The 12,849-nt window shown below is 76.0% G+C and carries 12 protein-coding genes; 3 read left to right on the plus strand and 9 right to left on the minus strand.

The features are described 5' to 3' along the window. Window position 1: 1 nt before the first annotated feature. The 8 genes from BLU95_RS42105 to BLU95_RS04255 all read right to left on the minus strand — a co-directional run bounded on the left by BLU95_RS42105 (window position 2) and on the right by BLU95_RS04255 (window position 9,826). Window positions 2-172: a hypothetical protein gene (locus BLU95_RS42105; protein ID WP_159424765.1), complete on the minus strand. Its 171-nt coding sequence runs from the start codon at window positions 170-172 to the stop codon at window positions 2-4. Continuing rightward, window positions 169-1,656 carry a dynamin family protein gene (locus BLU95_RS04225; protein ID WP_093858756.1) on the minus strand — a complete coding sequence of 496 codons (1,488 nt, stop codon included), beginning with the start codon at window positions 1,654-1,656 and terminating at the stop codon, window positions 169-171. Before BLU95_RS04225 ends, BLU95_RS42105 begins: the two co-directional genes overlap by 4 nt. Then, window positions 1,653-2,597: a TRAFAC clade GTPase domain-containing protein gene (locus BLU95_RS04230; RefSeq protein WP_093858757.1), complete on the minus strand. Its 945-nt coding sequence runs from the start codon at window positions 2,595-2,597 to the stop codon at window positions 1,653-1,655. The genes BLU95_RS04225 and BLU95_RS04230 overlap by 4 nt, the downstream gene beginning before the upstream one ends. 5 nt (window positions 2,598-2,602) lie before the next feature. Further along, entirely contained in the window at window positions 2,603-4,651 is a 2,049-nt protein-coding gene (locus tag BLU95_RS04235) for a dynamin family protein (RefSeq protein ID WP_093858758.1), read from the minus strand. After that, a complete protein-coding gene (locus tag BLU95_RS04240; protein WP_093858759.1) occupies window positions 4,648-6,258 on the minus strand; it encodes a hypothetical protein in 1,611 nt (536 codons plus the stop codon). Before BLU95_RS04240 ends, BLU95_RS04235 begins: the two co-directional genes overlap by 4 nt. 50 nt (window positions 6,259-6,308) lie before the next feature. After that, on the minus strand, window positions 6,309-7,364 hold the full coding sequence (locus BLU95_RS04245) for a hypothetical protein (protein ID WP_093858760.1): 1,056 nt from the start codon (window positions 7,362-7,364) through the stop codon (window positions 6,309-6,311). 96 nt (window positions 7,365-7,460) lie between these two features. Beyond that, entirely contained in the window at window positions 7,461-8,357 is an 897-nt protein-coding gene (locus BLU95_RS04250) for a TRAFAC clade GTPase domain-containing protein (RefSeq protein WP_093858761.1), read from the minus strand. A 221-nt stretch (window positions 8,358-8,578) separates the two neighbouring features. Then, entirely contained in the window at window positions 8,579-9,826 is a 1,248-nt protein-coding gene (locus BLU95_RS04255; protein WP_159424766.1) for an Hsp70 family protein, read from the minus strand. A 453-nt stretch (window positions 9,827-10,279) separates the two neighbouring features. Between BLU95_RS04255 and BLU95_RS04265 the strand changes: the two genes are divergently transcribed. Together BLU95_RS04265 and BLU95_RS44935 are read left to right on the plus strand one after the other, a co-directional pair. Then, window positions 10,280-11,209: an aminoglycoside phosphotransferase family protein gene (locus BLU95_RS04265; protein ID WP_093858764.1), complete on the plus strand. Its 930-nt coding sequence runs from the start codon at window positions 10,280-10,282 to the stop codon at window positions 11,207-11,209. 132 nt (window positions 11,210-11,341) lie between these two features. Further along, on the plus strand, window positions 11,342-11,476 hold the full coding sequence (locus BLU95_RS44935) for a hypothetical protein (RefSeq protein ID WP_286158616.1): 135 nt from the start codon (window positions 11,342-11,344) through the stop codon (window positions 11,474-11,476). Between the two features lie 118 nt (window positions 11,477-11,594). On the opposite strand, the gene BLU95_RS04270 is transcribed toward BLU95_RS44935, so the two are convergent. Further along, on the minus strand, window positions 11,595-12,332 hold the full coding sequence (locus BLU95_RS04270; RefSeq protein WP_093858765.1) for a phosphotransferase family protein: 738 nt from the start codon (window positions 12,330-12,332) through the stop codon (window positions 11,595-11,597). Between the two features lie 214 nt (window positions 12,333-12,546). On the opposite strand from BLU95_RS04270, the gene BLU95_RS04275 reads away from it, so the two are divergent. Then, window positions 12,547-12,837, plus strand: a complete 291-nt coding sequence (locus BLU95_RS04275; RefSeq protein WP_093858766.1) for a hypothetical protein — start codon at window positions 12,547-12,549, stop codon at window positions 12,835-12,837. The last annotated feature ends 12 nt before the right edge of the window (window positions 12,838-12,849 follow it).

The raw sequence follows: 12,849 nt of genomic DNA on the forward strand, positions 1-12,849 counted from the left end.
CTCACCAGCCGTCCTCGGCCGACCGGTCGTGGTCCGGAGCCGGGTCGGGCTCGTGGCCGTCGTCGCCGTGGTAGTAGTCGGACGGGGACTCGTAGGCGGTGTGGTCGGCGGCCTCGATGACGTCCTCGAGGTGGAGGCGGCCGTCGTCCCAGGTCCGGTCGGGGTCCGTCATGGGGTTCCTTCCGGTGGAGTGGCGAAGTAGATGGCCTCGCACAGTTCTCGGGCGATCCGCGCGTACCGGCCGACGTCGCGCAGCGGGCCGTCCTCCAGGCGGCGCCAGTCGCGGGCGGCCCGCGCCGCCGCCCGGCGCAGTTCGGCGGGGGTGGTGTCCTCGGGCAGCCGGAGCCGGGCGGCCGGGGTGCGGCCGGTGGCGAGGGCGATCAGGGCCCCGCTCGCGTCCTGGTCGAGTTCGATCCGCCGGCCGGCCACGGCGGCCAGGGCGCGGGCGAGTTCGTGGCGGCGGAGCTCCGGGTGCCGGCGCAGCTCGCCGATCCGGGCGCGGGCCTGCCGGATCAGGTCGGCGGGGAGGTCCTCGCCGGTGCCCAGGGCCGCCTCGACGGCGCCGAGGGCCGCGGCCGAGCGCAGCACGTCGGCGGTGTCGACGAAGCGGCGGCCCAACTGCTCGACCACGGCCGCGATGCCGGACGCGGCGCGGAACTCCGCCAGCAGCGCGGCGGCCCCGATCGGCCGCCCCTCGGCGCGGTGCCGGCGGGCGGCCGCGAGGGCGGTGTCGATGCCGTAGACGCCCAACAGGCCGAACAGCCGCTCGCGTTCGGCCCGGGTGAGTGTGCCGGTGTCCTGGTCGAGGAAGCGCCGGCCGGAGTAGAGGGCCCGGCGCAGTTCACCGGCGGGTGCGTCGGCGAGCCGGCGGACGAGCGCGGCGTCCGGTTCGGTGAAGTCGTCCCCGAGGGCGGTCTGGGCGAGCAGCCCGACCACCGGCAGGACCTCGTCGACGAGGCCGGCGAGCCGGCCGGCGTTGGTCGCGGCGACCTGCCGGGCGCGCGGCCAGGGGTCGCCGTGGCCCTCGCCGAGCAGGTCGATCCGGCTGAGCACGCCGACGGCGTTGAGCGCGGTCATCCGGCCGTCGGCCTGGGCGCGCAGGGCGCCGAGGGCCTCGGCGTCGCCGGCGCCGGGGTGCGGCATGACGTAGATCATCGCGTCCGCGCGGGCGAGGGCGTCCAGCGCGGGCCCGTCGAGGCCGCTGAGCGAGTCCAGGCCGGGGGTGTCGACGAGTTCGCAGTCACCGACGGGGCGCAGTCCGGCGGCCTCGACCACCACCTCGGCGATCTGCTCGACGGGCAGGCCGAGGTCCCGGGGGTCGCGCGGCAGGCCGCCCGCCCGCCAGCGCGCGGTCCCGTCGCGGTGGCGGACCTGGATCCGGTTGAGCGGTCCGGGCCGGAACCAGGCCACCACGGTGGTGCACTCGGTGGCGGCGGACGCGGCGAGCCGGCGCCCGAGCAGGGCGTTCACCAGGGTGGACTTGCCCGCGTTCATCCGGCCGCCGACGGCGATCCGCAGGGCGCCGCCGGCCAGCCGCTCGCGGGCCGCCCGCACCGCCGCGGCGGGCGGTCCCGGGGGCAGCTGCTCCTCCAGCCCGGCGGTGAAATCGGCCACCAGCGGCGCGAGTCGGCCGCTCTGCGGCGGGGCGGCCGTCATCGGGCGGCGGCCGAGACCGGTGCGTCCGCCGGGGGCACGGTGCCGCGCTGCTCGCTGTCCAGCAGCCGGGCCAGGCGGCGCGCCGGGCGGCCGAGCCGGGCCAGCTCGGCCTTCTCCTCCCGACCGACGCCCTCCCAGTACTTGAGCCGCTTGGCCGCGCTCTCCACCCCCTTGAACCAGGAGACCATGCTGTCGATCCCGTTGGCCTCCTTGCGCAGGTCCTTGATCAGCGCCTTGGTCGACCCGAGGCTCTCGGCCACCTCCTCCGCCCGGTGGGTGAGCAGGGTGGACAGGCACCACAGGACGGGCACGGCGACGCCGCGCGTCGTCGTGCCGCAGGAGACGGCGACCGCCGTCCCGCGCACCCGGCCGCCACTGACGAGCAGTTCCTCCAGGGGGGCCGCCGCGGCCCGGGCGCGGGCCCAGTCGGCGGGGTCGGTGACCAGGTCGGCCTTGGTGTAGACGAGCACGACGGGCAGCGGTGCCGGCTGCTCGTCGACGGCCCGGTGCAGCAGTACCACGGTGCGGCGCACCTCGTCCTGGGACTCGGGGTCGGTGACCAGGCGCTGGGTGTCGGCGAAGACGACCACCGCGTCCGCGTGGCGGAGCCGATCCAGCAGTTCGGCGGTCTCCGGGTCGTCGGCGGCCGAACCGGTGAGCGCCCCTCCCCGGTAGTCCGTCCAGTCGAAGCCGAGGACCTCGCGGCGGCCGAACTCGAGACCGGCCGACAGCTCCGTCCGCCGGGAGGACGGCGGCGGATAGACACCGCGCCCCAGCAGCTTGCCGGTGGTGGTGAGTTGACGGGCGAGGGTGGCGTCGGCGGTGACCAGCCGGAAGCCCTTGCGGCCGGCCGCGAGACGGGTGTACATCGCGGCGAGGTAACTGCTCTTGCCCGCGCTGCTGTGGCCGAGGGCGACCAGCCGCAGTTGGGTGAGGTCCATGGCGGTCAGCTCCGGTCCGGGTCGGGGCGGCCGGTGGCGGCCAGGCCGTGCGCGAGGGCGAGGCCCTCGTCGCGCAGGGTGGTGAGGGCGCCGATCCGGCGCTTGGTGCGGTCCCGGGCGGCGGCGAGTTCGGCGGCGGAGGCGGCCAGGTTGCGCCGGTGCTCGGCGAGTCGGCGTTCCAGCCGGAGCCGCTCGTCGGCGATCGCCCGGTCCAGCGCGAGGCCGAGCCGGTCGGCCAGTTCGTCGACGTGGTCGGTGATCTGCGCGGGAATCTCGGTGCTCAGCTCGGTCAGCACCCGGTTGAGGTGGCGGGTGGCGTCGCCGCGGACCCGGCCGAGTTCGGCGCGCTGGCGCCGGCGGCGGGTGAGGACGGCGAGCATCGCGTAGCTGGCCACCGCGGGCAGCAGCACGCTGCTGGTGAGCAGGCCGATCACGGTACCGAAGGTGGCGGCGGTGCCGACGCTCGGGATCACGTTCTCGATCATCCCGAGCGGGCCGCCGTCGCGGTGGGTGGAGTGCACCATCTCCGGGAGCAGGGTGCCGCGTTCGGCGCGGATGACGGCGCCCTCCTCGACGAGTGCCAGCTCGGCGCCGGGCCCGGGACCGCCGGCACCTCCGTCGGCGCGCCCGTCGGGGTTCCCGGTGTCGAGCACGGTGGAGCACTCGCGGCGGACGCGCTCCTCCAGGACGGCCAGACCGCGGCGGGCCGCGTTGTCCAGCTGCAGCCAGACCGCCTCCACCTGTGCCTCCAGCTCGGCCGGGAACTCCTCGGCCAGTGCGGCGGGTTCGGAGGTGGCGATCTTCGCCTCGGCGACCCTGCGGATGTCGTTGAGGCTGCGCCGGAAACCCAGCTGGAGGGTGTTCTTGAGGTCGCGGGAGCCGGTCGTCAGGGCCCGCCGCCACTGCGCGCTGTCCGGCTGGAGCAGCCGCAGCGCCTCCTCGGCCCGCTCGACCTCGGCGGCCAGGCCCGGTTCCTGCTGGAGCGACCGGAGCCGGAGTTCCTGCTCGGCCAGCGGCACCGCGAGCGCCGCGAGCGCGACGTGCACCACGTTGGCGAGCCGCAGCTCGGCGGCGCGGGCGGCGATCCGGCGGCGCAGCAGCGCCTTCAGCGGTTCGAAGCCGCTCTCCTCCAGGAGCTCGGCCGCCTCCTGGAGTTCGCCCGAGTCGGCGGCCGCGACGGCGTCCCGGCGGGCCCGGTTGCTGACCGGGAACCAGGGTGCCTCGGCGTGCCGCGGCGCGTGCCGGGCGAGCAGTTCGCGGTTGCGCTCGACGACCGCGGGCCAGGCGTCGTAGCTGTCGGTCTTGGTGAGCACGAACACCGTCTCGGCGGTGCGCTCGGTCGCCCGGCCGAGGAACTCCAGTTCGGAGCGGGTGAGTTCGCTGGATCCGTCGACCACGAACACCAGCGCGTCGGCGTTCTCCAGTGCGGCCAGGGCGAGTTCGGCGTGCCCGCCGACGAGACCGCCGACGCCGGGGGTGTCGACGAGTTCCAGTCCCGCGGCCAGCAGCGGGACGGGCAGCTCGACCTCGACGTGGTGGACGTCGAGTCGGCGCGGACGGCCGGTGCGGGGGTCGACGGCGGCGTACTCGGCGATCCGCTCCAGCGGGACCGGCTCGGCGCGCGGCGGGGCCTCCGGGGCGTCGCCGTCCGAGCGCAGGTGGGCGACGGCACGCGGGTGCTCGCCGTACCGGACGGCGATGTGGACTCCGGTGGCGACGTCGGCGTCGACCGGGAGCAGGTCCGGGACGCCGACCAGGCTGTTGATGGTGGAGCTCTTGCCGCGCTTCTTCTCGCCGACCACGACCAGGGTGGCGGCGCCGTCGGCGGCCCGGGCGGCCTCGTCGCGGAGGCGCCGGACGCCGTCGCCGGGGTGGGAGGCGGAGCCGTTGTCGGGGTCGGAGCCGTTGCCGTTGCTGCTGCCGTTGCTTCCCCCGCCGTCGGACGGGGCCTCGGCGACGGCGGTGCGGGCGGCGCGTTCGAGGAGGTCGGCGGTGCGGGCCGCGAAGTCCAGCACGCGGGCCCGGGAGGGGGCTTCGGGGCGGGGCGGGGTCATGAGGGTTCTCCCGTGGCGGAGTCGTCGGTCGGCCGGGGGTCGGGGGCCTCGGAGCGGGCCTGCCGCGGTTCCGAGGGAGGAGCGGGCGGCGGGGTCTCGGGTTCGTCGAACTCGCCGAACATGCCGGAGAGGTCGGCCTGCTGGGGATCGACGGCACGGGCCTGCCGGTACGACGGGGGCTGTGCCCGGTGGCCGGGGGCGGCGCGGCCGCCGGGCCCCCGGTCGGTGGCGTCCCGGTCGAAGGGCCCCGGATCGAAGGGCCCCCGATCGGCGGACCCCGGGCCCGAGGATTCCGGGCCGGTGGACGTCGGGCGGGCGGACGGCGGGTGGACGCCGCCGGGCGGCGCCGGACGTGCGGGTGGCTGGGGCGGGCCGGCCGAGGGTCCGTCCAGGTCGCCGTAGTAGCGGCGGCCGGTGACCGGATCGTCGCCGTAGCGCCGGCCGCGGGCCCCGGAAGACTTCCCTCCGGGCGGCCCGGACCTCGCGGGCGGCTCCGAGGACGCCGGCGATCCCGGCGGCTCGGGTGTCCTGGCCCTCCCGGCCGCCCCGGCTGCGCCCGCCGGCCCGGCGGAGTCCGGCTCGGCCGGGAGGAGGCCGCGCGCGACCCTTCTCAGCGCCCGGCGGCCGGCCCGGTACGCCTCCCCGATCAACGACTCCGGGTCGGCGGACCCCCCGGACCCCCCGTCGTGCCCGGCCGGACCCCCCGCGGGGCCGTGCCCCGGCCCGGGCACGGGTCGCGGCGGCGGGGGCGGCGGGGGTGGCGGCGGGGGCCGCAGCAGCTCGTACCCCCGGCAGTCCGCACTGGTCAGATGGGTGAACCGGTGGGCGTCCGCGTCGGAGCGCCGCCGCCAGCCGGTGGCCAGCAGGCACCGGTCCCGGCTCACCGCGGCGGCCGCCCACAGACCCGCCGCGTCCGACTCGGGCAGCAGGTGGGTCCCGGCCGAGTGCGCGGGCAGCCAGACCGCCGCCGCGGGCGCCGACGCCGGCAGCCCGCGCCACGGGGCGGCGACCGGCCGGGTGGTCGTGGGCTCGGCCTCCTCCCGGCCGACCGCCTCCCAGGTCGGTGTGATCCACTCGGCGTAGACCGGCCCCGCCCACTCGGCCAAGTGCTTCGCCAGTTCGGCGAGTTCGGGGATCCGCCCGACGGCCGCGCCCGGCTCCGCCGCCCGGTACCAGCCCACGAAGCCGTACAGCGGGCGACCGAACCGGTCGTGCACCATGGTCCGGCTGATCAGGCCCAACTCGCAGGCGGCGCCGACCAGAACGCCGCGGGCGTCCCGGTGGAGCAGGAAGCGCGGTCCGGCCTCCAACCGGTTGCCGCCCGCGACGGCGGCGCGCACGGCGTCCGCCACCGCGCCCTGCCGGTCGACCCCGGCGGGGAGCGCCCGCCACCACTGGTCGACCTGGAGGGTGCGGCCGTACACGAGTGCCGACCAGCCGCCCGGCGCGGCCGGGCCCGCTGGGGACGGGCCCGCTGCGGACGCCTCCGGGACGGCGGGCTCCGGTGCGGCGGGCTCCGGGACGGCGCCCTCCGGTGCGGCGGGGCCGGGTGGCGGGAAGGGCCCGCCGACCGGATCGGGTTCCGGCCCGTGCTCTGTGTTCGTCATCGCGTCATCCCGTCCATGAGTCGCTCCGTCGGTCCATCGCTCCACGGCCCTCAACCCGTCAGCAGTCGGCCGTCACGGAAGATCGGGATCCCCCGCAGCTCGTCGTCCAGTTCGCGGCAGCGGTCCTGCGCCTTCTGGAGGTCGGCCGCGGTCGCGGAGCTGCTCGCGACCAGTCGGTCGATCTGCTCACGGGCGCTGTTCTTCTCGGTGCCCTTGAACAGCCCGCCGAAGAAACCCTGGCTGAGCGCGGCCAGTTCACCGCGCGAGGCGTCCAGGCTGGCGGAGAGTTGGGACATCTGCTGCCGGTTCCGCACGATGCCCTCGCTGAGGTAGTGGCGGAGGCTGAAGATGATCGGCAGGTGCAGGTTCTTCGGGGCGATCCGGCTGGCGTCCACGGTGCTCTGGGCCGCCGCGCCGAAGTTGCCGAGCTGCACGGCGCAGAGCGCCATCGTCACGCCCTCGGCCTCGTCACCGGCCAGCCAGGGCAGGAGGTTGCGGAGGTTGCGCACCACCGTCTGCAGCGCCTCCGAGGCCCGCATGCCGGTGCGCTCGGCCAGCAGGTCGGCCTTGGTGAGCAGGACGGTCACGCCGGGCACCGGATCGCCGTCGGCCAGCCGGGCGCTGAAGACCTCGGAGATCGCCCGGCCGAAGCGGGAGATCTCCATCGGCTCGCCGAAACGCTCCAGGTTGCCGGGGGTGCCGTGCCGGATCCACTCGGCGACGTGGGCGGAGTCGAGCGCCACGATGATGCTGTCGGACTCCGCGATCCGCTCCTGCAGCATGACCACGTCCTTGGCGGTGCCGCGGCGGTCCAGGGCGGCGTTGCCGCGGAAGTCGACGCAGTCGATGGTCATGAGGTCGCGCATGCCACGCCGGAACACGAACTCGTAGCCGATCGGCTCCTCCGAAGTCGCCCTGGGCATCGTGCCGTTGCGGCGGAGCTGGGCCCAGTGCTCGGCGAGGTCGAGGTCGAGGTCGGGATCGGTGGCGTAGAGGTAGTAACCCTGCACGCCCATCGAGAGACGGTTGTACATGCCGTGCAGGTAGGCGGTCTTGCCGGAGCCGCTGGCACCGAGCATGGTCAGGGTGAGCTCGGGAACGTCCATGGTGCGGGGTCCTCTCGCTGAGCGGGGCAGGTCGGTCGGTCGGTTCGGGTCGGGCGGTGCGGGCGGGTCGGGCGGTACGGAGCCGGGAGGGTCGGTTCAGAACGAGAGGACGTCCTCCAGCAGTTCGCCCAGCCGGTCGGCCGGGGCCACCAGTGGCTCCAGGCGCGAGAGTTCGGCGGCCGCGCGGGCCTGGTCGCGGTCCCGGATCGAGGCCCAGGAGGGCTCGTCCTCCCACCAACTGCTGATCCGGTCCCACAGGGTGTCCCGCTGGTCGGCCTGGCGGGCCGAGGCCATCAGGCTCTCGATCGACGCGGACAGCTCCATGGCCCGGCCGACGATGCCGAACCGGAGCGTCCACAGCACCGGGAGCGCCACGCCCTCCGGCTCCGGCCCGCAGACCAGCGGGATGAACGCGCCCTGGATGTGCCGGGTCTCCTGCACCGCCTCGATCAGCGGCAGGAACGGGACGAGGAAGCGCTCCTCCGCGTCGTCGGCGCCGAGGTCGACCAGGTCGGTCTTGGTGAGGGCGATCACCAGCGGGGTGAGGTTCTCCTCCCGGTCGGCGACCGCCTGGTGGACGCGGACGACGAGCCGGCGGACGTCCTCCGCCGCCTCCGGGTCGGTGTCCAGCCGCAGGGCGTCGACGAACAGCACGATCCCGTCGGCCCGGACCAGGTCGTCGTGCAGCCGGGCGGCCTGCGGGCTGGAGCGGCGGTGCTCGGTCAGCGCTCCGCCGCGGTGGTCCGTCCAGCGGAACGGGAAGATCTCGTCGCCGTCGTGGCAGAGCACGAACTCGTAGCAGTGGGGCCGGTCGCTGGCTCGCGGGTAGCGGCCGTTCAGGATGGCGCGGGCGTCGGCGAGCAGCGAGCGGTGGGCGTCGCGGTCCGCCGTGCGCAGGGTCATGCCCTCGACGCCGTCGCACATGGCGGCGTACATCAGGGAGAGGTAACTGGTCTTCCCGGCCGCGCTGTGGCCGAGCATCACGATGTCCATGCGGTTCCTCGGATCGGGTCGGGGCGGGGCGGGTCGGGACTGATCGGAGCGGGGCTGATCGGAGCGGGGCGAGGCGGGGGCGAGACCGGACGGATCGGCGCGGGGTACGGCGCAGCGGTGCGCCCGCAGGTGCGCGGAGCCCGGTCGGGGCCGTTTCCGGGCAGGGCGGAGCGCGGAGCGGCGGTGCGTCCGCGCCCACCCCGCCGGCCGCCCGGCAGGGCTCAGTCGTAGTCGAACCAGGGGTCGACCTCGTCCGGGTAGTGGGCGACCGTCCAGCGGTCCTGGCCGGCCGGGTCGGATCCGGCCTCCCCGGCCGTGGCGCCGTCGGGGGGCGGTGCGGCGGGCGGATCGGTGAGCGCGCCGAGGGCCACGGCGGCCTTCGGGTCGGCCGCCGGCTCGGGGATCCGGCCGAGCCGGGCGGCGATCAGGTCGGCCACCGGCGGTGTCCGGCTGGCCGCCCCGCAGAGCACGACGGCCCCGAGCTCGGCCGGGGTCAGACCGGCGCGGGCGACGGTCCGTTCCAGCAGTACCACCGAGGCGGTGAGCGCAGGGGTGACGGCGGCCCGGTACTCACCGCCCTGCACGACGAACGGGTCCGGGTAGCCGGGCACCGCCAGGTACACCGTGCCGGTGCTCGACAACGACTCCTTGGCCAGGGTCAGTTCACGTGCGAGCTGGGACCGCTGATGGGCGCCGGCGGAGGTCCGGTCGCTCCGGAGCCGTTGCCAGGGCTCCGGGTCGAGGTCCAGGGCCCGGTCCCGGAGCAGTTCGAACAGGGCCTGGTCCAGGTCGCGGCCGCCGAAGTCCGGATTCCCGGCCACCGCGACGGCGCGGTAGCCGTCCCCCTCCCGGCGGAGGACGGCGGTGTCCACGGTGCCGCCGCCGAGGTCGTAGACGGCGATCGGCCCGGCCTCGCCGGCCTGGGCGGTCGCCGCGTGGAAGCGGGCCGCCGCGACCGGCTCGGGCAACAGCTCCGGCGCGTCCAGCCCGGCCCGCCCGGCGGCCTCGACCAGCCGGTCCAGGTCGGCCTGCGACCAGTCGGCCGGGTGTGTGAGCACGGTGCGGGCCGGGGCCGTCCCGCCGCACCGCACCCGCGCCTCGGCGGCCACCCGGGCCAGCACGACGGCGACCAGGTCGACGGTGTCCACCTCCCGGTCGTCCAGCAGGACGGCCGACTGCCGCAGCAGCGCCCGCTTGGGGTGGTGCTCGGCGCGTTCCGGCCGCTGGGAGGCGAGTTGCACGGCGGCCCGGCCGGTGAGCAGCCGGCCGTCGTCACCCAGGCAGACCAGTGACGGCAGGTAGCGGCTGTTCTCGATCTCGACCGCCGCCGCCCCGCTCCCCGCACCACCGGACCCCGCACCGGACTCCACGCCGGGCCGCGCGCCGGATTCGCTGCCCGGCTGCTCGACACGGACGGCCGCGGTGGTGAAGCAGGTACCGAAGTCGATGGCCAATGACCAGTCAGACACGTTTCCTCGCAAGGGAGTTGCGGCGCACGAGGGCGTACGGGCGGGGGCCGGAGGGCGATCCTCCGGCGATCCCGCGCAGGATGCTAGGGCCCCGGAGGCAGTTGTGGAGAAATTCGGTACATCTTGTAACAATGGCATGGTCATTGCCGGTTGGACCGGGGCGCCGGCAGCCGGTGGCACCCGACCCGGAAGCCGGCTCGGGTGGCACCCCGCTCCCCCGGACCGGGGTGCCGCGACCAGTCTCGGCACACCGTTCGACCGAGACACCGTCAGCTGACCGAATCCGGCCCCGACTCCGCCGACTTCACGGACTTCACCGGTTCCGTCGAAGCCGCCCGTTCCGCCCGTTCCGCCCGTTCCGCCCGTTCCGCCGATTCGACCGCGCGGCCGGTCCGTGCGAGAGTCGGAACGAACGAGCCGGGGTACACCGCGGCCCCGCCGAGGGAGGTCCCGATGAACACACCCGGCCCGGTCCACATCCCCGAGGCCTTCGCCGCCCCCTACCGCGCACACGGCGCCGCCGAACGCCGGTGGATCCGCGAACTCCCTTCCCTTGCGGCCGAGTTCCTCGACCGCTGGAGTCTGCTCCCGGACGGTCCCGCCGCCCACGGCATGGCCTCCCTGGTCCTCCCGGTCCGACGGCCCGACGGCACGCCCGCCGTCCTGCGACTGCAACAGGTCCGCCCCGAGACCGCCGGGGTGGCGGCCGGACTCCGGGCCTGGCGTGGCCAGGGCACCGTCCTGCTGCTCGACCACGACCCCGACAGCGGCACCCAGTTGCTCGAACGCCTGGACGCGGCCCGCCCGCTCGCCACGGTGGCCGACGACGACACCGCGCTGCGCCTGCTCGCCGCACTGATGGCCCGGCTCACCGCCGTCCCCGCCCCACCGGGCCTGCGCGGGCTCCGCCGGATCGCCACCGCGATGCTGGACGAAGCACCCCGCGCCACCCCGGCCCTGCGCGACCCGGACGAACGCCGGCTGCTGCGGGACTGCGCGGCGGCGGTCGCCCCACTGCTCGACGAGCCCGGCGACCGGCTGCTGCACTGGGACCTGCACGACGGCAACGTGCTGGCCGGCGAGCGCGAGCCCTGGCTCGTGATCGACCCCGAACCACTGTCCGGCGACCCGGGGTTCGAACTGCTCCCCGCCATCGACCAGCGCTGGGACACCGTGCTGGCCGGGGCCGACGCGGGCCGCACCGTGCTGCGCCGCTTCGACCTGCTCACCGAGACGCTAGGCCTGGACCGCTCCCGCGCCGCCGGCTGGACCCTCGCCCGGGTGCTGCAGAACGCCCTCTGGGACATCGAGGACGGCCGCACCGCGCTGGAGCCGACCCAGGCGGCCATCGCCACCGCGCTGCTGCGCCACCGCCGGGGGTAGGGCCCGCCGGCCCCGCGAGGGCACCAGGCTCAAGAAACGCTCAGACCCGGTTCGTCGACGGCCGACCTGCCGTACGATCCGGGGCAGGGCACGCCGGTTCCGTCGGCGCGTCGGGGACAAGGGGGAACACCGATGAAGCGCATCGTCTCGGCACTGTCGTCCGTGCTGTGGTACCTGGGCCTGGGCGACCGGAAGCGCACGGGCCAGCCGTACTCGCCGGAGGGCGACAACTACCGCCAGACCGGGGGCGGCGGCTTCCACCTGTGAGTGTGCGGGCCGTCGCGGTCGGACGGCGGTGAGGGCCCCGCACCCGGGGTGGTCGGCGCCGACCGGCTGAGCCCGCCGGTCCGACGCCGGGTCCGGCCGGGAGCCCGCCGACGCGGTGTCACATCCGGGACCTCAGCACGTCGACCTCGCAACCCGGCGCGAACGGGTCGAAGCCGTGCTCGACCAGCCAGCGGACCACCATCAGGCCGCGCAGGGACCACCACGCACGGACGACGTCGAGGTCGACGTCGGCGCCGTAGCCGTCGAGGAGGTCGCCGAGGTGCTCCTCGTGTCCGAGCGTCAGGGTGGCGAGGTCGAACACGGCGTCGCCCCGGCCCGCTTCGGACCAGTCGATGATCCCGGTGACCTCGTCACCGTCGACGAACACATGGGTGATCTGCAGGTCCCCGTGCGTGAACACCGGGGTCCACGACCGGAACGCGGCCTCGGCGACCCGGCGGTTGCGGCCGACCAGGTCCGCGGGCAGCACGCCGTCGCGCACGAGCAGCGCGCACTCGGCGTCGAGATCCGCGGCCGAGGTGCTGCCGCCCCGGCCGGACCAGGGCGGCGGGGGCGCGTCGTGCAGCTTCCGGACGGCGGCGCCCGCCGCGGCCCACGCGGCCGGCGAGCCGGTCGACGGTGCGCCCAGGCGACCGAGCGCCGTCCCCGGGAGGGCGGCGAGCGCCAGTACGGGCGGCCTCCGCCAGAGCACCTCCGGGGTCGGGACCGGTGCCAGGGCCATCGCCTCGACCTCGGTGTCGACGCGCGCCCGGTCTCCGTCCACCTTCAGGAAGACGTCACCGACCCGCAGGGTCGCGCGCTCGGAATGGGCGACCACGATCTCGACCTCGTCCATGGCGGCCAGTCTCCCGGGGCCGCCGCCCGTCGTACACCGGATTGTCACCGGCCCACCACGACCCGGCCGGAGGTTCGCGCCGGGCGCGGACGGGGGCGGGGCGCAGGCGCGGACGGGGCGCAGGCGGGGCGCACGGGGCGCGCGGACGGGTGACTGGCATCGGCCACCCGGCCCCGGACCGGAACCGGCCGGGTGACTCGCCGGTTGCACTCGCGTGAACCACCTCCGCCGCGCACTTCGCGGTACCGCACACCTCGTCACCCGGCTCTGCAGCACCGTCGAGCACCTCGACACCCGCGCCGACGCGGCCCTGCGGGCGCGGCTGCGCCCGCTCGTCACCCGGCTGGCCGCCCTGGTGAGACGGATGGCCGCGGCCAACTGCGGCGACGCGCTCGCCCGCCACCTCCCCTGCCGTGCCCGCGACCGCGACCGCAAGCACCCGCACGCGCGCGACGACGAACACGCTCGCACCCGGCGCCGGAACGGTTCCGCGCTCGACGACTGACGCGCGGGCGGC

The sequence above is a fragment of the Streptomyces sp. TLI_053 genome (assembly GCF_900105395.1).
In the GTDB taxonomy this organism is placed as follows: Bacteria; Actinomycetota; Actinomycetes; order Streptomycetales; family Streptomycetaceae; genus Kitasatospora.